The 20154-nt window shown below is 45.0% G+C and carries 26 protein-coding genes and 2 pseudogenes; 6 read left to right on the forward strand and 22 right to left on the reverse strand.

The annotated features are described in order from the left end of the window. Positions 1 to 58 precede the first annotated feature (58 nt). Entirely contained in the window at positions 59 to 757 is a 699-nt protein-coding gene (gene deoD / locus JNUCC22_RS09835) for a purine-nucleoside phosphorylase (RefSeq protein WP_003153702.1), read from the reverse strand. Positions 758 to 893: 136 nt separating this feature from the next. On the opposite strand from deoD, the gene JNUCC22_RS09840 reads away from it, so the two are divergent. After that, entirely contained in the window at positions 894 to 1019 is a 126-nt protein-coding gene (locus JNUCC22_RS09840) for a hypothetical protein (protein WP_003153701.1), read from the forward strand. Positions 1020 to 1073: 54 nt separating this feature from the next. Here the strand turns inward: JNUCC22_RS09840 and JNUCC22_RS09845 are convergent, their stop codons facing one another. From JNUCC22_RS09845 to JNUCC22_RS09855, 3 genes are all read right to left on the reverse strand, one after another. Next, positions 1074 to 1394, reverse strand: coding sequence for a YodL domain-containing protein (locus JNUCC22_RS09845; protein ID WP_003153700.1), 321 nt, complete (start codon positions 1392 to 1394; stop codon positions 1074 to 1076). A gap of 59 nt (positions 1395 to 1453) precedes the next feature. Continuing rightward, complete coding sequence (locus JNUCC22_RS09850; protein WP_015417649.1) at positions 1454 to 2065, reverse strand: phosphatase PAP2 family protein; 612 nt, start codon at positions 2063 to 2065, stop codon at positions 1454 to 1456. 73 nt (positions 2066 to 2138) lie between these two features. Further along, positions 2139 to 2312, reverse strand: coding sequence for a YozD family protein (locus JNUCC22_RS09855; protein ID WP_003153696.1), 174 nt, complete (start codon positions 2310 to 2312; stop codon positions 2139 to 2141). Positions 2313 to 2429: 117 nt separating this feature from the next. Between JNUCC22_RS09855 and JNUCC22_RS09860 the strand changes: the two genes are divergently transcribed. Continuing rightward, positions 2430 to 2573 (forward strand): hypothetical protein, encoded by a 144-nt coding sequence (locus JNUCC22_RS09860; protein ID WP_012117771.1) that lies wholly within the window; start codon positions 2430 to 2432, stop codon positions 2571 to 2573. On the opposite strand, the gene JNUCC22_RS09865 is transcribed toward JNUCC22_RS09860, so the two are convergent. The 14 genes and pseudogenes from JNUCC22_RS09865 to cgeC form a co-directional block, all read right to left on the reverse strand. Next, positions 2570 to 3250, reverse strand: a complete 681-nt coding sequence (locus JNUCC22_RS09865) for a hypothetical protein (protein WP_072589175.1) — start codon at positions 3248 to 3250, stop codon at positions 2570 to 2572. The genes JNUCC22_RS09860 and JNUCC22_RS09865 overlap by 4 nt on opposite strands. A 773-nt stretch (positions 3251 to 4023) precedes the next feature. Then, on the reverse strand, positions 4024 to 4248 hold the full coding sequence (locus JNUCC22_RS09870; protein WP_007407941.1) for a YozE family protein: 225 nt from the start codon (positions 4246 to 4248) through the stop codon (positions 4024 to 4026). A 74-nt stretch (positions 4249 to 4322) separates the two neighbouring features. Continuing rightward, entirely contained in the window at positions 4323 to 4601 is a 279-nt protein-coding gene (locus tag JNUCC22_RS09875; RefSeq protein WP_012117773.1) for a YokU family protein, read from the reverse strand. Further along, on the reverse strand, positions 4598 to 6019 hold the full coding sequence (gene ablA / locus JNUCC22_RS09880) for a lysine 2,3-aminomutase (protein ID WP_031379013.1): 1422 nt from the start codon (positions 6017 to 6019) through the stop codon (positions 4598 to 4600). Before ablA ends, JNUCC22_RS09875 begins: the two co-directional genes overlap by 4 nt. Further along, on the reverse strand, positions 6016 to 6888 hold the full coding sequence (ablB, locus tag JNUCC22_RS09885; protein ID WP_020954041.1) for a putative beta-lysine N-acetyltransferase: 873 nt from the start codon (positions 6886 to 6888) through the stop codon (positions 6016 to 6018). Before ablB ends, ablA begins: the two co-directional genes overlap by 4 nt. Further along, positions 6851 to 8158: a peptidase gene (locus JNUCC22_RS09890; protein WP_103715911.1), complete on the reverse strand. Its 1308-nt coding sequence runs from the start codon at positions 8156 to 8158 to the stop codon at positions 6851 to 6853. The genes ablB and JNUCC22_RS09890 overlap by 38 nt, the downstream gene beginning before the upstream one ends. Continuing rightward, a complete protein-coding gene (locus JNUCC22_RS09895) occupies positions 8124 to 8819 on the reverse strand; it encodes a 3-oxoacid CoA-transferase subunit B (protein WP_039063236.1) in 696 nt (231 codons plus the stop codon). Before JNUCC22_RS09895 ends, JNUCC22_RS09890 begins: the two co-directional genes overlap by 35 nt. Then, positions 8804 to 9493: a CoA transferase subunit A gene (locus JNUCC22_RS09900; RefSeq protein ID WP_015240035.1), complete on the reverse strand. Its 690-nt coding sequence runs from the start codon at positions 9491 to 9493 to the stop codon at positions 8804 to 8806. The genes JNUCC22_RS09895 and JNUCC22_RS09900 overlap by 16 nt, the downstream gene beginning before the upstream one ends. A 6-nt stretch (positions 9494 to 9499) precedes the next feature. Then, complete coding sequence (locus JNUCC22_RS09905; RefSeq protein WP_039063237.1) at positions 9500 to 10831, reverse strand: aspartate aminotransferase family protein; 1332 nt, start codon at positions 10829 to 10831, stop codon at positions 9500 to 9502. Between the two features lie 247 nt (positions 10832 to 11078). Continuing rightward, positions 11079 to 11527, reverse strand: a pseudogene (locus tag JNUCC22_RS09910) (GyrI-like domain-containing protein). Positions 11528 to 11664: 137 nt separating this feature from the next. Continuing rightward, a complete protein-coding gene (locus tag JNUCC22_RS09915) occupies positions 11665 to 11811 on the reverse strand; it encodes a YjcZ family sporulation protein (RefSeq protein ID WP_014418145.1) in 147 nt (48 codons plus the stop codon). A 78-nt stretch (positions 11812 to 11889) separates the two neighbouring features. Beyond that, the gene (locus JNUCC22_RS09920) at positions 11890 to 12669 is read right to left on the reverse strand and encodes a GNAT family N-acetyltransferase (protein ID WP_031379008.1); all 780 of its coding nucleotides are present in this window, start codon (positions 12667 to 12669) and stop codon (positions 11890 to 11892) included. 38 nt (positions 12670 to 12707) lie between these two features. Then, a complete protein-coding gene (locus JNUCC22_RS09925) occupies positions 12708 to 13979 on the reverse strand; it encodes a glycosyltransferase family 2 protein (protein ID WP_039063238.1) in 1272 nt (423 codons plus the stop codon). A gap of 65 nt (positions 13980 to 14044) precedes the next feature. After that, on the reverse strand, positions 14045 to 14344 hold the full coding sequence (gene cgeC, locus JNUCC22_RS09930; RefSeq protein ID WP_007407929.1) for a spore maturation protein CgeC: 300 nt from the start codon (positions 14342 to 14344) through the stop codon (positions 14045 to 14047). A 210-nt stretch (positions 14345 to 14554) separates the two neighbouring features. Here cgeC and JNUCC22_RS09935 point away from each other — a divergent pair, with 210 nt between their 5' ends. Both JNUCC22_RS09935 and JNUCC22_RS09940 read left to right on the forward strand, forming a co-directional pair. Further along, a complete protein-coding gene (locus tag JNUCC22_RS09935; protein ID WP_031379006.1) occupies positions 14555 to 14986 on the forward strand; it encodes a hypothetical protein in 432 nt (143 codons plus the stop codon). Positions 14987 to 14992: 6 nt separating this feature from the next. Next, positions 14993 to 15949 (forward strand): CgeB family protein, encoded by a 957-nt coding sequence (locus JNUCC22_RS09940; protein ID WP_039063239.1) that lies wholly within the window; start codon positions 14993 to 14995, stop codon positions 15947 to 15949. Between the two features lie 51 nt (positions 15950 to 16000). Here JNUCC22_RS09940 and phyC read toward each other — a convergent pair whose 3' ends face one another. Then, positions 16001 to 17152: a 3-phytase gene (gene phyC / locus JNUCC22_RS09945; RefSeq protein WP_216061674.1), complete on the reverse strand. Its 1152-nt coding sequence runs from the start codon at positions 17150 to 17152 to the stop codon at positions 16001 to 16003. 315 nt (positions 17153 to 17467) lie between these two features. On the opposite strand from phyC, the gene JNUCC22_RS09950 reads away from it, so the two are divergent. Continuing rightward, positions 17468 to 17893: an SDR family NAD(P)-dependent oxidoreductase gene (locus JNUCC22_RS09950; RefSeq protein WP_007612048.1), complete on the forward strand. Its 426-nt coding sequence runs from the start codon at positions 17468 to 17470 to the stop codon at positions 17891 to 17893. A gap of 33 nt (positions 17894 to 17926) precedes the next feature. Here JNUCC22_RS09950 and sprB read toward each other — a convergent pair whose 3' ends face one another. Beyond that, positions 17927 to 18103 carry a recombination directionality factor SprB gene (gene sprB, locus JNUCC22_RS09955; protein WP_007612049.1) on the reverse strand — a complete coding sequence of 59 codons (177 nt, stop codon included), beginning with the start codon at positions 18101 to 18103 and terminating at the stop codon, positions 17927 to 17929. Positions 18104 to 18105: 2 nt separating this feature from the next. After that, a pseudogene (locus tag JNUCC22_RS19535) lies at positions 18106 to 18388 on the reverse strand (hypothetical protein); the annotation flags it as partial. Positions 18389 to 18740: 352 nt separating this feature from the next. Between JNUCC22_RS19535 and JNUCC22_RS09960 the strand changes: the two are divergent. Next, a complete protein-coding gene (locus tag JNUCC22_RS09960) occupies positions 18741 to 19265 on the forward strand; it encodes a hypothetical protein (RefSeq protein WP_025284882.1) in 525 nt (174 codons plus the stop codon). Between the two features lie 479 nt (positions 19266 to 19744). On the opposite strand, the gene JNUCC22_RS09965 is transcribed toward JNUCC22_RS09960, so the two are convergent. Continuing rightward, complete coding sequence (locus tag JNUCC22_RS09965) at positions 19745 to 20092, reverse strand: DUF3221 domain-containing protein (protein WP_252729759.1); 348 nt, start codon at positions 20090 to 20092, stop codon at positions 19745 to 19747. Positions 20093 to 20154: the final 62 nt, after the last annotated feature.

Here is a 20154-nt window from a genome sequence, read left to right on the forward strand (position 1 = left end):
ATCAGGGCGATGCATAAAGAAGAGGGCTGCTTTAATCAGCATAACCCTCATCTCAAGTTTACGATACAGTATGCAGCGCCAGTTTAATCATATCATGAAAAGTCGTTTGACGCTCTTCTGCCGTTGTTTCTTCTCCCGTTAATACGTGATCGCTTACAGTCAGGATAGACAGCGCTTTTTTGCCGTATTTAGCGGCAAGCGTATATAAAGCAGTCGTTTCCATCTCTACGCCGAGAACGCCGTATCTGGCAAGCTTTTCGATTTGGGAGTCTTCATTGTAAAACTGATCGGCGGTGAATACGCTTCCGACCGCTACGGGAAGATTGTTTTTTTGCGCTTCCTGGTACGCTTTATGAAGCAGTTCGAAGTCTGCGCAAGGAGCATAATCTACACTGCCGAAGGCGACACGGTTCATCTGTGAATCAGTTGAAGACGTCATAGCCAAAATCACGTCACGCACCTTCACGTCATTACGGATGGCTCCGCATGAGCCGACTCTGATTAAGTTTTGAACATCATAGCTTTGAATCAGTTCATTCACATAAATAGAGATAGACGGAACACCCATGCCGGTGCCTTGGACTGATACTTTTTTGCCGTTATATGTACCCGTAAATCCGTACATTCCTCTGACTTCATTATAGCATTCCACATTTTCAAGATAAGTTTCCGCAATAAATTTCGCTCGGAGCGGATCTCCCGGCAAAAGCACTGTATCCGCAATTTGGCCTTTTTCTGCGTTTATATGTACACTCATTTCCTTTTCCTCCTGCCTATTCAAACTCCCACCCATTGTACACTGAATAACGGTAAGAGACAATCATCAGCATGACTGGGGCGATCTTGGGCAGAATATGCGGGATGACAAGCCTAAAGAAAAAGGAGTGAACATAATGGGCAAAAAACAGCGCAACCGGGTGACCGGCCAGAAAAAGAACAATCACGTGCCCGTTTCAGACGTCATTGCAGCTGATGAAGCGCATGGAAAAGAGCATTCCGCCGCTAAACGGAAGCCTTAACACTGTCTTTCCCAGACAATACGGAAGCCGGCTGAAGATTCAGCCGGCCCCGTCTTACCTCGGCTGGACGAGCAGCCGGTTAATTTTGCTCCATCCCGCAGGGTTAAGCCTGTAATAGGTCTTTCCTTTTCTTCCTTCGTCTATGAGTATGACATCTCCGGTCGCTATGAATCTGGCTTGATAGTCGTTTGGGACCGTATCAGGCACATTAAAAACAGAAAATGCCCTTTCCAGTGCGTCTTGATGATTGTCAGCGGCCAGCTCTGTCCGATAGACGACCCTGTATCCCTTTTTCTCGCCGTAGCGGGGTGTTTGAAAAATCGTCACATCATAGGCGCAAGTCTTTTTTTTAAACACGGGCAGCGATAACAGCATCAAGATCCCTCCCTCTTATTTCTTAATAGTATTAGCGTTTTTTCTCATTTCTCCTGTCTCTATTTTTGTCGAAACGGATGATACTTTTCGTCAAAGAGCGCAAAAAGCGAAACGAGGCAAAGTCCGAGACTGAATCCGGCAAGCACATCCGTCGGAAAATGCGCGCCCAAATAAATTCTGCTGAATCCGATCAGAATGACGAGAACCCCGGTAAAGACGGTGACGACCCGTTTTCTTTTCGTGAAAAACGGAACATGCTTGATCAAAAAGTAAGCGATGACGGGATACATCACTGCCGAATTCATGGAGTGGCCGCTCGGAAAACTGTATGAGGTTTCATGGACGAGCGGTTCAAAAGCGGGTCTGGCTCTTTCAATCAATTCTTTTATTTTTATGTTTACAATCCGTTCAATGAGAAAGAGAAGCGGCAAAAAAACAACATCCGGCGTTTTTTTGTACATATACAGAGCCGCGCCTGTCAAAAGAAGAAGCGGCAAAAGCACCGCGGTCGTGCCGAGCTCCGTTATCCATAACATCAATTCATTCAGCCAGGCAGCCCTGATCCTGACAGCCGCTTCTATGACACGCTCATCAAAAACCCGGACGGCTTCTATCCGGATCGCTGCTGCGAGCAGAATAAACAATGCGAAAAGACTTGCTGGCTTGTACAACGTTTTCCCCCCATGTTTCATTCTCCCGAGCTGATTGAAAAAACCGAAGCTTTTTCACTTCGGTTCCGCAGTTTCAGTCTTCATCAAGCTCTTCGTCTATCATACATTTTTCTAATAAATAATCAAAGGTGATGTCGGCTATTTCGAAGATTTCCTCTTCACTCGGTATGTACCCGCGCATAGCAAGCTGACTGTAAAAATAATCAGCTATTTCTTCTGTGTCAATCACAAGATCTATTTCTTTCATGCAAACACCGCCTCCTTTTTTATGTTTTATGAAAAAACCGTTCAAATTATACCCGAAAGTTCTAAACGTTTTGTCCGCTCATATACTTTTAAAAAACAAGCCCCGGAGGGAGAAAAGATGATGACGAAAATGATGGCTTTATTGGACGGAGATGGATTTGATATCGTATTGGAAAAAGTGCTGAAAGGAATGTCGTTTGTCATCTTTGCCGGCTGTCTGCCCTGGTTTTTATATGTCACCGTCCGTTTTTTTGCCGGCTAGCTGAAATGCTCCCGCAGGCTTTCCAGCACAAAATTCATCATATCTTTATATTCTTCGTCACCGAACAAATGATAAAGAATCTTATAATCGTTATAAATATCAAGCAGCTCATCTACAATCGATACCGCCAGCACATGCAGGGCATCGGGATCATCAGCATCGCCTTCAAACTGAAGAAGAGCAGACGCGACGGTATCCTCGCCGATCTCATGAGATGCTTCCCCAACATAGTGGACAAACAGCAGCTGATGCACAAACTGATCCATTTCATATTTTCTCAGAACCAGCGTGAGATCCTCTTCCTCCGTTTCAAGCCACTCTCCGTCTTTCAGCCGAGTCAGCTCATAAATAATATCCTCCCAGCCATCCTCTAAATATCTCCATATTTCAGTTCTGTGACCGATGACACGGAATAATTCCTTTCCGTAGTCCTTTACATATACGACGTCGCCGATCAGAAATTCATATTCAATATCCAATTTCTCCATATCGACGATCACGCCCTCATAATCCTTATAAAGCTGGATGGACGATTCAAAATAAAGCACTTCATTATGATTGACTTCGTAAAGATAATGTTTATCAATTTGATGAACCTTCGTAATGGTGCCGACGGTTCCGTACATCACGACGACCACGATGTCTCCCACTTGAAATTTCGGTTTATCTGGCTCCATGCTGTCTCCCCCTTGCCGCGGACTGTCATACGCTATCGTATGCCGGCCGCCATCATTTCGCATGGGCATGAAAACCACAGGAAATATCTATTTCTGCACCTGTTCAAAATGGCAAAAACCGCAACATGCTTGTGCGTTTTTTCACTTACCGTAACAGAAGCGCCTGATGACATTCCGCTCTCGATCGACTGAGCAGTGAGCAGTAACAATGCTGAGACAAAAAGCTTCTATTTTTATGAGTCTTTGTTTTTTTCTCTATGACGCAAAGGTAAATACCCGGCCCGAAGGCATGTTGACAATATCACCGCCGTGATGTTCAAGATTTGCCGTGAAACACATCATCGAAGATGTATGGAGACTCAATTCCGGCGCATATTTGCAATGGCTTGTTTATCATGAAGAACCAAACTCGTTTCGGCTTTCAATGAAGCCACAACTTCAATCCGCTTCAACCTTGTCACATAAAATCCCCTTTTCCGTCCAAACGTCAGTGCCTCATCAGTCTTACCTAATGGATCATTTGATTCCTCTCACTTCATTTAAATGTTTGATTATTTCTCCGTGAAAAGAGGCTCCTTACACGGGACCCTGCCGGCAGCAGGCCTGATCCGGTGAACTCTGCAGCTATACCTTCTCCTGCCTTATGATCCGTGCCGTCAGGAAGATTTGTTTACGTGCTGATCAAAACGGACGGCGTTACGGGATTTGATCATACGGCAGCTCATAAGCGAGTGATTTCAACAGAAAAAAACCGCACAATGTGCGGTTTTTCGTCAGGCGTGATGCACCTCGGTCTCATATTTTTCCCAAGCTTCATCAAATGTCGCCATCGTTTCTAAATAGTCGGCGCTCAGTTCTAAATAAGAACTGAGCTCGTGATAATCGCTTGACGTTTTCGGAAAGCCGTGATCTTCGTATGCCTGATTCGCAAACTGGCTGATTGCGTCCTGCGGCTTGGGATGCCTGTATTTCATCAAATAGTGATAAAAGGATTTCATGGGTTTCCCCTCCTGATGACTGTCTTTTGTTGTACTATTATACAATTCAAGTGTGAAATTACAACAAAAGAAGACTAGGAGAAGTCAAAATAATTCCGTTTCAAGATCCGTTCTGTCTCCATCAGCTCTTGATATGTGAGTGTTTCCGGTAATTTTTTTGCATTGACTAAAAAAAGCTGATTTTCGATTTCCGCTATGACCGCTTCCTCCTGATAAGTCATGCCGCAGGAGGAACAGGCGAATGCGGGTGTTTCTGTAATTTCTATGGCCCTCGTACCGTCAGGAAGCTCCCAGTACACAGCCGCCTGACAAGCTGACGCCTTCTGATTGCCGCACCACTCGCATGGCTTCACGGCGACTCACCTCCGACTTCCGATCCTGCTTTTTGCTCTTTCTTTTGCTGTGCAATAAATTTCTTTTCTTTCAATTCATCTCTTTTTTCCCTGCGGTCTTTCAGCGTTTCATGATCAGGGTTGGATGTAAACGTTTTCCTTCTGTCGATCCTCGATACATTTTCCGGTGTGAACGAAACCTCTTTGTCCGCGAAAATGGCGCTCAGTCCGACCGGCTCACGTTTGGCCATCGTTCCCGGAAAAACAGATTCAAAATAGTCGTCGGCTTGATTCGGGATATAGTTTTCCGGCTCGGGATAAGATGTAATCACCCCTTCGAAGTTTCTGATCACAACTTTCTCCGGACTTTGGGAGAGCAAGTAGTTCGGCTGCAGGGCGATTTTACCGCCTCCGCCCGGGGCGTCGACGACAAAGGTCGGCACGGCAAAGCCCGTTGTGTGGCCCCTCAGTCCTTCAATGATTTCCAGCCCTTTCGACACAGGCGCTCTGAAATGGCCGATCCCCTCTGACAAATCACATTGATAAATATAATACGGACGCACGCGGATTTTCACTAAATCATGCATGAGTTTTTTCATAATCGGCACCGAATCGTTAATGCCTGCTAAAATAACGGCCTGGTTACCGACCGGAACACCTGCGTTAACGAGCTTTTCACACGCCGCAACCGATTCTTCCGTCAGTTCGATGCTCGTATTAAAATGAGTGTTCAGCCAGACCGGATGATACTTTTTCAAAATTTGACAAAGGTTATCCGTTATCCGCTGCGGAAATACAACGGGCGCTCTCGTTCCGATCCGGATAATTTCAAGATGGGGAATGTCACGCAGGTTTTTCAAAATATATTCCAGAATCTGATCGTTGATTAAAAGCCCGTCTCCGCCGGAAATCAGGCAGTCACGGATTTCCGGCGTTTCCCGGATGTAAGCGATTGCCGCATCGAGCTGTTTTTTCGGCACCCCCATTCCGATCTGTCCGGAAAAACGCCTTCTGGTGCAATATCGGCAATACATCGAGCATTGATTTGTCACCAGAAAAAGAACGCGGTCGGGATAGCGGTGCGTAAGACCGGGAACCGGTGAATCTTCATCTTCAAACAGCGGATCTTCAAGGTCATATTTCGTTTTGTGCATTTCTTCTGACAGCGGCACGGACTGCATGCGGATCGGACATCTCGGGTTATCGGGATCCATTAAAGAAGCATAATAAGGCGTAATGTTCAGGGGAATGGTTTTTACAGACATCCTGACGCCTTCTTCTTCCTCTTCGGTCAAATGAATGACTTTTTTCAGGTCATCGACGGTTCTTACAGTATGGGTGAGCTGCCACAGCCAATCATTCCACTTGTCTTCCGGCACATCTTTCCACAATTCAATCTCCTTCCAATGACGCTTCGGCTGAAACCATTTGTTTGTCAAACGAATTCCTCCTTATGAATGGCCAAACGTAAAGTCTTGCACCATATATTCATATTTTCGAGCCCTTCTGAAATGCGGCAGTTGTTCACAAGCCTGCCTCTGTAGCCGTATCCCGCATGGTACAAAACAGCATTCATCCCGTAAGACGCTGCACGGGCCAAGGAAAAAAGATGGATGATTCCCCGGCCCGCGAGTTCCTGCTCCAACGCTTTAAACAAGTGTGCCGTTACGGAGTTCCCCCTGTAATCTGACAGAACCGCGCAATCGGTCATTTCAGCGTGCCCCAATACCGGATTGATATCTGCGCTTGCCGCCCCAATGAGACGATCCTGATCGAATGCGGCATAATAGATGGTGTTTTCTCTCATTGTTTTTTTAATATAAAGGGGATTAAAGACAGGAGTCGGATAGGTAAGAAAAACATGTTTATATAAGTGCGTTAAAAGGTCTGCATCATCTTCGTCCGCTTTTCTGAACATCAGCGCGCTTTCTGCCTGAGTCAGTCCCCGCCGCGGTGTCTCATATAAACGGTCAACAGTCGAATCTTCTGATACATATGAATCTGACCGTCTCCGTTCCTCTGCTAAATAGCGCACCATCACAACAGCCTCATGCCCGTTGTAATACCCGTCTATGACACCCTCAACAATAAAAAGATGCTTGACAAATTCCGGCTCATCGCCGCGCTTGGCAAAGAAAATTACCTTTTGGGCTCCTTCTTGCTTTGCTTCTGCCAAAACGGCCGGAATAAGCGCCGTGATCTGTCCGTCATAACGAATGACTCTGAGCCGCTCATTGAAACGGTCTGCATCAATCTCGGCCGCTCCCTTTTCAGCCCTCAGTTCCTTTATCAGCTCCGTCACCCCCATCTGCCACCCCGCACCATTCCATGATAAAAAGAGAAATGATTTTGACGGCATCGATTAACGCCCGGATTTCAATGTATTCATTCGCCTGATGCGCCGCTTTGACTTCTCCCGGCCCGAAGACGATGACCGGCGTCTGTCCCGCGTGCTGCAAAAGCCCTCCGTCCGTTCCCCACGGGGACGCTTCACGAACCGGTTTTGCCCCTTTCATTTTCTCAAAAGAAGATTCCAGAGCGGAAATCAGCGGATGCTCATCCGGGAGATCATTCGGAAGCCACTGAGCCCCAAACCATTCTATTTCCGCCGGGTGGTGTTTAAACCACTCATCCCGGTACTCCAAATCTTTCAGCCAGCTTGCGAGCTCTTCTTTTACTGCTTCGGGCGTTTCATCCGGAGCTATTCCGCACCTGCCTTCTATCACCACACGGTCAGCTACCGATGATGGCCACGTTCCCCCTTGGACGGTGCCGATATTAATGGGAACCGGGATCGGAACGTCCCGATAAAGCGGGTCTGTGATACGGGCGTTGCGGACGTGTTCAAGTTCTTTAAGGGCTGTGATGACATGCAGGCTTTTTTCAATGGCGCTCACCCCTTCATAGCGGGTGCCGCCGTGTGCGGACAATCCCCTTACCGTAATGCGGAACCACATAGACCCTTGCTGCTTAACAAACAGCTTTAAATTAGTCGGTTCGGGAATAAGCGCCCCGTCAGCCTTGTAGCCCCTCATAACAGCCGCCAGTGTTCCCGTGCCGCCGCACTCTTCATCTATGACACTTTGAAACAGAACATCTCCTTTTAATGTAATCCCGCAGGCTTCAAGCGCTTCTAACGCAAACAAGAGGGCTGTATTGCCGCCTTTCATATCCGTTGACCCGCGGCCGTAAACTTTGCCGTCCTTTTCAACAGCGGTAAACGGTTCATACGTCCATGCGGCGGGATTTCCTTCCGGGACAACATCAATATGTCCGTTCAGTATCAGTGATCTTCCGCCCCCGGCCCCTTTCTTTACAGCTGTGATATTCGGGCTTTCATGGAAGTCTTCGCGTTCTGATATAAAATAAGGATGCTCTTTCAAATGTTTGACACTCGGCTCCCATACATCAATATCCATGTCAAACTGTCTCAGTTTTTCTAAAACGACTGCCTGCGCGTTAAATTCATGGCCGAACGTGCTTTTTTCCCCGATCAGCCGTTTCAGCAAGCTTACCGCTTTTGCTGTGTTTTCTTCCGCCCACTCAGTGACTTTCTTTTCTAATTGATCCATGGACAGGCCCCCTTTTAAGAAAACATTCTCCCAATCTGATCTCGGCATCCGTTGTTTGAATGACATCGTCTATGGTCGTGCCATTCAGCAGTTCCTCAAGAACAAAAGCCCCATCATCTATGCTGATGACGGCTTTCTCTGTAATGATGAGATCTGCACAGCCCGCTGCTGTAAGCGGCAATGAACAGCTTTCGACAAGCTTCGACCGGCCTTTCTGATCGGTGTGGCTCATGACGACAACTACTTTTTTCGCGCCTTGGGCAAGCTCCATCGCCCCGCCCATTCCGGGCACTTTTTTTCCCGGCACGAGCCAATTGGCGAGATCACCTGTCCTGCTGACTTGGAGCGCGCCTAAAATGGTAATATCTATCAGCCCTTTTCTGATCATGGCAAAAGACAGAGCTGAATCAAAATAGGAAGCACCCTTAACTGTACTGACAGGAAACCCGGCCGCATTGCATAAAAGCTCATCCTCCTCTCCGCGCTCCGGACTGCCGCCGATCCCGAGGACGCCGTTTTCCGCCTGCAGCATGACCTCCATGCCGGCCGGCAGAAAGTTCGGCACTAAAGAAGGAATGCCGATCCCCAGGTTGACAATCATACCTGAGGTAACTTCACTGGCGGCCCGCCTCGCGATACTCTCTCTTTCCGCTATTCCCAAGCCCATTTCCACTTCACTCCTTCACTTTGCACGACACCCTCCACGAAAACGCCCGGCGTTACAATATGCTCGCTGTCAAGTTCGCCGGCAGGCACAATCTCTGCCGCCTCAGCAAATGTTCTTTCGGCCGCCGCAGCCATCAGAGGGTTCATGTTGCGCGCCGTTTTGTCAAACGTCAGATTCCCGAATTCATCAGCAGTATGTGCGGACACAAAAGCGAAATCAGCCGTCAGCGCTTTTTCAACTAAATAGGACTTTCCGTCAATCGTTACGGTTTCTTTGTTTTCACAAACGGTTGCGTTATCAATGCCGATATCAGTTAATATACCGCCTAGCCCCGCTCCGCCTGCGCGAATCCGTTCAGCAAGCGTCCCTTGCGGCGAAAATTCCACCTCAAGCGCTCCGTCAGTCATTTGTCTGCCCGCGACAGGATTTGAGCCGATATGGGAAGCGATCAGCCTTTTTACCCGCTTATGAACGATAAGCGGGCCGATGCCGATTTCCGGAAATCCGGCATCATTGCAGATGACGGTCAGCTCTTTAACGCCGCTTTCCAAAATCGCTTCGATTAATGACGGAGGTGAACCCACTCCCCCAAAACCGCCGAACATGATGACAGATTCGTCCTTGACATCGGCAATTGCTTCATGAATATCGATTTTTTTATGAAAAATAGACATATCAGCTCAATCCTTCTTCATCATTTTTTCAACTTCTTCTGCGGCCTGTGAAAATAGATCTGACAGCTCATCCAGCTCGGCATATGAAATCGTGAACGGCGGGGCGATGATGACGGCGTCTCCTTCTCCGCTGTCAATACCGGGCTTTGCAGGGTAAATAAGCAGGCCCCGTTTTTTTGCCGCTTTAATGATTTTTTCGGTGAAGGCCTGTTTTTTCGAAAAAACGTCCTTCGTCGTTTTATCCTTAACGAATTCAACCCCGATCAGGAGGCCTTTACCGCGGACATCCCCAATCACCCCGCTGCGCTCTTTGATTTCTTCTAATTTCCGCTTCAGCATTACGCCTTTCTCCTCTGACTGCCGAAGCAGCTCGTGTTTCTTAACATAGCGAAGCACTTCAAGCGCCGCTCTTGCACAGTATGGGTTGGCACTGTACGTATGTCCGCTCATAATGACCCCGGAGCCCCGCTTGATCGTTTCAATGATGTCATCAGACGCAACAGCTGCCGCTATCGGAGCGTAACCGGCGCCTAACCCTTTTCCGAGCACCGCGATATCAGGTGCGATCCCCCAATGCTCAGAAGCAAGCATCCGCCCTGTTCTCCCGAGCCCCGTCATGACTTCATCCGCGATAAACAAAATACCGTGCCGGCGGCAGACCTCCTCAAGCGCTTCATAATAACCTGCCGGCGGAGTGATGGCCGCCCCGGCTGCTCCGACAATCGGTTCTGCGACAAATCCCGCGATAAATGAGGAACCGATCCGTTGAACAGCCGTTTCCAGTTCAGCCGCCGCAGCTTTCACAAATTCCTCTCCCTGCAGCTCAGAACGATACATATTAGGCGCTGAAACGGCCGGAAACCGTTCAAGCAGTTGGGTGAAGCGGTATCTCCGTTCGTAGAACCCTGATAATGAAAGCGCTCCCAAAGTAATGCCGTGGTAACTGCCCCATCTTGATAGAAAGACGGATTTTTGGTATTGCCTTTTTTCCTGCCAATATTGAACGGCTATTTTCATCGCTGTTTCGACTGCCTCTGAGCCGCTGTTTACAAAAAATGACCAATTCAGCCCGCCCGGCAGATGATCGGCCAGAAATAAAGCCAGTTCTTCTGCCGGAGTACTGGTGAATTGCGAGCGATACACAAACGAAACAGAGTCAAGCTGCTCTTTTAAAGCTTGTATAATATCCTCTGTGCCGTGGCCGATATTGCAAGTGACCGCCCCCGATGCTCCGTCAAGATACTTGTTCCCCTCCTGATCATACACATATGATCCCTTTCCATGACTGACTGACGGATAATTCCCGTCAAGCTCCGGTTTGATTAAATAGCTCCCCATATCTTTCCACCTCGAAAACCCATTTGCTTCATTGTATGAACAGATGAATAACCGCATTCTTATCCTTCAGAAAGTTTTTTGCAGAAAATGCCTTTCTGTAAAACAGGCTGCCGGAGATGTCCCGACAGCCTGAAGAGCGTTCTGGAAATTCTATTCCTATTGTTGATTTTATTCTTTGCTCAGCTCATCATCACATCATTTTTGATCTGAATCAGTATAAGCAAAAGGCGGAAAATTCCCGTCTTCTTTACCGTATGGGAATCAATATTTCACACAAATGATGATTCACCTCTTGTAAAGTATACCTTTCGATAATGGGCTGCTCTCTCTGATTGATAAATTATTTTTTTCGATCTCAGAAAAAACAGTGTTCCAAAATCCACTGACTGCCTCTTTTGTATGATCAAGCAAGAAAACAGCGTACTTCCCTCCGGAAAATGTACCGATCTGGGCTGGTTCAGGCACATGGTCTTGATTGATAACAAGACAAACATCATAGCGGCATTTCTCTTTAGGAGTACGATTCGGATGATCTTGCGGAATTCCTAAAATGACAGAATGATCAAGCAGGCCATTCAATTGCGCCCAGTTTTTAAATGACTCCATCAGTTCTTTGTTTTGCTTTCCGCCATACTCTCCGACGTTTCGGAAATAAGCAATTCTGGATTCGGGTAATTCTTCAATCGTTATGTTCACATTTTCTCCCCCTTCTCCAGAAAGGTAATATGTATTAAAATGTTTTTCAAGCTGATTTTTCAGCATGGAAATAACAAAAAGCCTGCAGAAAGTGATGTTCTCTGCAGGCTGATTTTCATTATAGGATTTTTTTCAGTCTAACAAATAAAAGCCGCACCGACGATGATTAATAAAATAAACAATACAACGATCAGCACAAAAGTGCTGGTTCCGCCTCCGCAGCCGCCGTGCCCGTAACCATAGCCAAAACTGCCGCAACCGTAGCCATATCCGTATCCGTACATACGCAAATCATCCTTTCTTCTTACGATATACGGCATTGTATGCGGGCCAACTCCCAATTGGTTTATGCGAATGCCCAACTATGTAAGAAAATAATGAAAAATTGTATGCACGCGCCGAAATCTTTTGAAACCGAGTTTTTCATAAAAGCGGTTTACACCGTCCATCCCGGACGTCACAAGGTATACGGTTTCCATGCCGTTCAGCTTTGCCGCCGCCATCAGCTCATTCATCAATATCGATCCGTAGCCTTTTCGTTGGAATTGATCCAGAATTGCGACTTCTTCTATTTTTGCGGTTTTATCTGCTTTGTTGATGAAAAGCTCTCCGCAGCCGATCGGAATCGTTTGCGAGGCGTCGCTGTAGCACACGACAAGCATAACCGTTCCGTCCTTATACAAAGGATATTTCCGCTCAAGCTTTTGTTCGGCCGCCGCCTCGCCAATGTAAAGGGCATCATAGATGTTCATAATAGACGACCCGTCGGCGAGGCTTTTTTCCGTCCCCCAAGCAGTGAGCGGGTGCCCGGCCTGCAGGTCCCCATTTTCCAGTTTCCTTGCAAAAAACAGCTCATCTTCCACTACGCAGCCCTGTTTTACCAGAGTTTGTTTCAGAAGAAGCGGAAACGTGTGCTCCGGAGCCGCTTTCACATGAATATAATTGGCTTGAAGCATGCCCGGAACGGACGAAAAAAACGGCAGGAGTTTGTCTAACGGAAATGTACGGTGCAGCTGAACAAAGTTATGCGAAAAAATCTGCGGCAAAAAAGGGTCCGTATATACACTGAAATGCTCGAACCTCTGAATGCCGGAAGTAAGCTCTATATACTGCTTCTCGGTTTTATCAAATTGATCGGTCATAAAAGCTCTCCTTTTCCTTACACATCCGACTGCATCTCTCAACCTTTTGTTATATTGAGATTTCTCATAATTTCATCGTACACCGGATAGAACGGCATTCCAATTGGTAATTGTTTAATTTGCTGAAAGGAAATGGGTATCGCCTTCTGATTCGCAAAAAAGCGTTTCGCTACGTCATGACTGATCGGATGGAGAACCCCTCTCAAATAAACATAAAATTCCCGTTCAATGCGAAACAGCATTCTCCCGGGCAGATGTTGAATACAGCCCGATGTCTCCCGGCTGATCGGCGGACCGTCCGGAAGCGATTGTATTTCGGCCCGCTCTAAAGCCGGGATGTCATGCTGTTTAAATCGGTAAAAGCGAAATGCGCTATGATCAACCAGCCTTTTCTCCCCGTCTTCTATAAAATAAACATGAAACTGATCCCTGACGAGCTGAAAATTCGGAATACTGACGGAGTTCTCTTCCTCATATTGAAATAAAAACGGATCCGGAATGACGACGGTTCTGCCTTCATATAACGAATGCCAGCGCTCGTTTACAGGCTTCCTTTTATTTCGGTCAAGCTGATATACTTTCTGATCCGTCCCCTTTACAAAGGATCCGTCGATCAGGACAGACGGAAGCGATTGATACGTGTTCTGAAATGAGTGGGGTGTTTTATAGGTCGTATCCAACACTTCTTTTATCGGCAGAAATGATGTAAATGTGTTGAGCCTGCTCCAAAAAACAGAGTCTCCGTGATTCCAATGCATAACATCTTCGTCCCAAAAGCTGCCGAACTTCTCTTTCACACGCTCAAGCAATGATCTCCGGTGCATCACTGAACAGTGATCAACGAGAAAAGCGGCCTGATCTAGCACCTCTTCAGCAAAACGATAGAAGTGGAATTGTTCTGTTCCGCGCCCGTTTACATGTATCACCTTCTGGCTGGAATAGACGGCATCAAACTCGCTGTATTGATTAAGCGCTTCCGCCATGCGGCTGAGCCTATCCGGATGAAATACGGTGTCGTCTGTCAAATAAGTGATGTATTCGCCTTTAGCCCGTGAAAGCGCATCATTAATCAAAACGGCATACCGGGTGGACTTCAGCCGTTCGGCAGGATTGATAAAACTGTTGTCATAATATATGCGAGGATCTTTTATATACGTACTGATGGCAGCCGAGGTTTCTTCATTTGAATGATCATCCATTACAAACAGCTCCCAATTGCTGTAGGTCTGATGCAAAACACTTTCAATCGCCTGTTTCACAAGATCCGGTTTGTTGTAACTCGTTAAGATAATTGAGATCTTCTTTTCCATCCCATCACCCCTTCTGTAAAAACATAAAAAACGGCTCCGAAAGAGACAGAGCCTGATATCCGTTATTAAAAAGCACCCCAGCTGACGATGCTTGAAATCGCGACGTTTGATCTCGTATTATTGAGCGGATTTTGAAAAACGGCCAAATCTGACAGCACTTCTTTGACAATTACGTTTTGCAGTGTGCTGCCGTTAATCAGATTGACGCGTGATACAGGAACCCCAAGCTCTTTTGCCATTACAAGCTGACGCCGCAAATCTGAATGATCTCCGGACGGCTGACGGGATAACAAAAGAAGAAGAAGCAGTACGAGCTGAAATTCCTCCTCAAAACCCCCGTGTTTTACAGTTTCTTCCGAATCCAAAATATTCCTCTCCTTCATTTTTTAATCTATACAACGTATGTCATACTCTTACAAACCGCATAGGCAAACAAAGCCTGATTCGAAAATTCAGCTGTTTGATTAAATATTGAAAAAAACACAAGCAAAACGGCATTCGACTTATACCAATCTCTTCAATCAGGAATATGAATAAACGTGAGGTTGAAATTGTTAAAGGAGGTGTATGTTCGCATGAGCGAGGATCGTTTGGAGCTTAAAAAGGCGTTATTGAAAACTCTTTTAGCCCCTGTATTTGACAACAGCGCTTTATCTGGCGGCACAGATGGAGGAGATAATGTGGAAAACAAAGTAAAAGATTTATTGGAATCGGCAATTGATGCAAAAGTAGATGAAGCAGCGGCGAAAGACAGTCTCAGCGCACAATCTGTATTGGGAAGCGGTATTTCATTAGCGGCGAGATGGATTTTTGCAAGAATTCAGCCCGGCACTGTCATCAGCATTGTGATGGATTCAGGAGACATGATCGGCCCGGTTCAATTTGTTGCCTTTGACGAAATTCACGGAATCGTTTTTGTTACGCAGGAAAATTCCGTTACACCGGCAGGCTCTGCTACAACATTGCTTGACGTCGACAAAGTTGAAAGTGTCACGTTCACTTCGTAACAGCATATGAACGTTTTATATATCCGTTCAGGATATAAAGGCATATACACGTATTTTGACCGCTGGATCGAGGAAGGCTTTTTACAGTCTTCCGTCCGCTTTTTTTCTGTTTCTGAGTTTGAGGAAGATACCATCCGCAGTATACGGGCATTCAAACCAGACATCAGTCTGATGATGACGGGAGACCGTATTCCGTCTGAATGGCTTCAATGGCTGAAGACAGAACAGATTCCCGTTTATCTATGGATGACGGAGGATCCTTTTTATTTCGATGTGAGCATGACAATCGCCCCTTTCGCCGATGCCGTTTTGACGATAGAACAAAACGCGCTTGATGCTTACCGGCAAATGGGCTTACAGCACGTATATTATGTCCCGATCCCCGTTAATCAGCGGCTTTTTAAGAAACAACCTGCTGAAGCCTCTCTTCACACAAATCTGCTTCTGATCGGATACCCTTACCCGAACCGCGTTGAACTGGTGAAAGCAGCGGCGAAGCTTCCGTATACGCTTCGTATTATCGGGAAGGGATGGCGCAGACATCTGCCTAAAAAAATCGCCAGGCAGCAAAATGTGCTCGTAATGGATGAATGGATTGAACCCGAACATGCCGCATTATATTACAACAGCGCAGACGTGGTCTTAAACCCTCACCGTTCTTATCGGTTTGCGCTCAATCAGAACGGACGCGGCATCGAAAATATCAGTTTAAATACGAGAAGCTTAGACATTGCGGCTTGTCAGGCCTTTCAGCTGACAGACCTTTCTCCCGCGCCCCCGTTTTCATCCTTTGTTTCTTACAGCGGGCTTGCGGATTTTGCGGATAAGATCCATTTTTATATGGCAAACCCGGGTGAACGTAAACAAATCGCGGCGCTTAATTACCAAGAGACAGTACCGGCGTACACGTATGACCGGCTGCCGGCTGTGCTTGCGGCTATCCGTTCCAGGACTTTCTCATGAAACGCTCTTCACATCAAAAAAAGCAGCTTGGATAAGCTGCTTTTTTCATGTTTATTTTCCGCTTCTGTCAGTCAGTTTTCTCGGGTCAACCTGTTTATTGACCTGCGGATGAAAGCCGATTTTATCAGCGATTCTTTCCCATGGCACCATTTTAAAATTTTGATTGGCCTTTTGGCCGTGATCTATATTTTCTCCATCTTGTGCGACAAAAAGACCGAACGGATATTCAGGCCCCAGACCGAAACCCAGAACGTCAATTCCGTCTGTATCGCTTGTGCCGTCTGTTTCAGGCCCGTCTGTTATCTGAAAGTCCGCAACATATTTGTTCTGTCCCTGTCTTTCATAAATCGCGTAGCTGCTGTTACCCTGGCTTGATGCAAGCAGATAACCTTTCCCGTCAGCAGCATAGTAAATCGTCAGTCCTTCAATATCAGGGGTTAAATGTCTGCCGTCGGCACGATCGATAACCGTTCCGTTACTGCCGCCGTCCGGCTCAGCACTGAACTTCCAGATGGCCTCATCTTCTTCTGCGATATAAAGACTGCCGTATTCATCGTCTGCTGCCATTCCTTCTGTCTGAGAATTCATTTTAAACGCCCTTACCTTTTTGCCGGATATGTATCCATTTTTATCCGCATTTAATTCGTATTGTTCAAATTCGCCTTCTTTCCCTGTCACCATCGCGTAATATTTTCCTGTTTTTTGACTGTGGTACAAGCTGAAACCGTATACTTCATCAATTGCTGATGCAATCGGGCGGTCTGGATCCGTAATGCTTTGTAATGTGCCGTTTTTCCCGTCAATGGCGTAAATCTCAATGGTATTCTTTCCTTCAGACCGATTGGATGCCGCCGCAATATCGACTTTTTTTCCGTTCAACGGAAAATCATAGCGGATATCAACATTGTTCAGCTTCCCGGTATGATAGGAATGAAGCATCTTTCCCTCTAGGCTGTACACGACTAAGCCTGATTTTTTATTGGTTGTGATCAATTTGCTGTTCTGAGGATTCTTGGAGTCCAGCCAAATCGCAGGATCATCAGCTGCATCACCGGCTGTATCAACCGGCTCCGTTTCTGCCGCCGCATTCACTGTAAAATGATAAGGATCAGACAGCTTATGCTTGGCCTGGGAAGAAACCGCACCGCACGTGAGCATCAATCCGGCTGCCGCGGTTAACAAAAGTGTTTTTGAATGATTCATTTTCCTTCCTCCTTTTATGAAAATGCACCTTAATTGTAAAATACATACAGGAAGTTCAGTGTTAAGTTTTTGTGAAGATTGTCCGCATATGAGAATTTATGAAGAGAAAAAATTGACGTGAGCAAATATTCTCGATGAATATTTAGTACATTGTTTTATTTGTAAGTTCTATTCTATTAACCGGGTAAAGCGATATGAAAGCGCATCAGATTAATGTTTTTCTCTAATTTTTGATTTATTGGTTTCTTTCATTAACTCGCTGAAATTGTTCAACATATGATGCATGGTAGAGAAACGAGAGTTGGAGGATAAGCCATGCCTAAACAGCAAGCAGTAGAGCTACAACCGTTTTTTCACGATAAAACTGTTCTCGTCACAGGCGGGACAGGATCAATCGGAAGCCAAATTGTAAAACGCCTTTTGCTCTTAACCCCTAAAGAAATCATTGTGTTCAGCAAAGATGACAGCAAACAATATGTGATGAAACAAAAATACGCGGATGAACAAAGACTGTCGTTTGTGCTCGGCGATGTTCGTGACTACAGAAGAGTCAACCAAGTGATGAAAGGTGTTGATATTGTCTTTCACACAGCTGCGCTGAAGCAGGTTCCGACATGTGAGGATAATCCCTTTGAAGCCATTCAAACCAACCTTATCGGCGGACAAAATGTCGCAGAAGCCGCTTTGCTGCAAGAAGTGACGCATGTGATTAATATCAGTACCGATAAAGCCGTTTATTAAGATACTTACCACAAACAAATCAAAAAAAGAAGCTTACTCTGCACTCCTTTCCAAAGCAGCCTCCAATAAATGCTGAGCAAATTGTTTATAAAATTCATCTAAGTCATTACTCGCTTCATCCTGATCTATATAACGGATACTGTAATTATCTTTATGGACAACCTTTATTGTTTTCTTCTTTAATTCCTCATAACGTTGGTAAGGTTCCAAAACTACACCCCCGCTTTCACAGGAGTATTATATGTATGTAATGGTTCGTCTCTTGACTGTTCTTTCTTTATCAAAGCCTCGCAAGCTTGTTCAAATGTATGGTTAACTTTTTTCTTTATCCAGCGTTCAGTACCGATTTCATCAGAGATGAAATCGGTGTTTTGTACTTGTTTTACTTTTTATATAGGTATGTGTTAATTGATTTTCAGCTATGTTCTTATACATAAGGAAATCATTTATATGTACGACATAAACTTTATTCTCTGGCTCTCTAAACCATTCAAAATCCGCAGCTATATCCACCCTTTTGCGAATTTCCTCAGACCTGCCTTCGATATTTTCGGTTCATCAAGTGTTCATTCCTTCCATATTATCAGTTCATTTACCCGTACTTCTTTAATGCAGCAGCAGCCTCGTCAACACAAATATTCCGCAATTCCGAAATCTTTATCTCCTTCTTTAACCATCATTCTTGTATCTTTTGTTTCCAACTAACCGCCTCCTTAAAATTCTCACCGAAGAAATTTACACTCCATTCAGAAAATTCACCATATATTCACAACATTATCCATTTATTTCAAAATTAATTGTTATACTATAGTTGTATTACATACCTAAACCAAGGGAGATGCTTTTAATGAAAAAAACAGCAATTGCTTTATTAGTTTCAACTATCGGTCTTACTGGTGCAGCTGCTTCAGCGAACGCTGCTGCTAAAAGTGAGCCAGCTTCCCTGCCTCACAGTAATCTTGAAGCCTTAACAAATACTGATAGCTTCCATGTTTTAAAAACTGGCACAGATCGCAAAAACGGTGTAGGCAAAGTCAATCTAGCTAGAACAGGGCCAGACTCATGGAAGACTGTAGTCAGCAGCTTCACACCAAACAATGTAACCAAGATCTCTCTGATGGGATTCCAAGAATCAGGCGCAACGGGCAGTGCCTCTGCGGATGTGACGTATGAATTAGTAAAGTCAGATGGAACTGTAGTTTCTACTGTTAGACCGAGTGGAGGAAATTATTCAAGAGAACAATTTTACAAAGTATTTAGCGTCAACACATCAAGCATCACAGGAAAACAATTGTATATCCGAGCTCATAATAATGACACTTCAGCCCAAGTAACAGTTAATGTCGATGTTTACTGGGACTACAATTATTAATGCATTGAGAGGGTTTCCCTCTCTTTTTTATTTTTAAAATATTTGTTTAAAATAATAATGCAGACTTGTGCTTAAACTGAATAATACTCAAGATGCTTATTTGCTAATCTTATATTTGACTTTGTTGAGTTCATCCATCACCATTTTAACGGTACTCAGTAATTCAAAAATATGTTCTTGGTATCCGCCTCCTGTGGTCTTTTTCAATTACTCTCTAATTATCATTCAGCCTTTGAAAATATAAATGTGTCTTTTTCATCATCTGAATCGTCAAATAAACCTTGGAGCAGGAATGCTTCATATATAGAGCCTCCGTCAATGAACGTTACTTCTTCACTAAGTATCCAATTGAGCGCTCATCAGCTTTAACACATCGTCAACAGAAAAGATCAGCGGATGAGGTGAGGTTTGAAGACATTATTGCTGTTCAATATGACATTCCCTAGTTTTGCAGCGGTTTTTCTAGGAAACAATACCACTTACTGAATAATTTTAAATTTTGATATATTTGTTTTTGGAGGTGAAGATTCATTTAATTTTTTATACCAAATACGAATTTTTTGTCCTTTGCTCAAGTCATCTTTATTGTTAAGTTGACTAAGCCCCAGTAAAACTATATCCGATCTATACTTTTCAATAATCTCTTTTTCACTAAGATTTTCATAGTCTTTAACATCAGCTTTTTCATTAGGTATGAGAATTGCTTGATTCTCTCTTTTTAAAATGACATAGCCGACCATAGTTTGCTCAGCCTCCATAAAATGTTTGTTATGTTGGTTTTGACACCCTAATGTTATACATAACAAAATTAATAGCATTATAAACACTCTATACAAGTTAAAACCGCCCTTCTTGCATATTTGTAACAAGAATAAAACACCGTTTTAGG

It is taken from the genome of Bacillus sp. JNUCC-22, from assembly GCF_018861275.1.
Lineage (GTDB): Bacteria > Bacillota > Bacilli > Bacillales > Bacillaceae > Bacillus > Bacillus velezensis.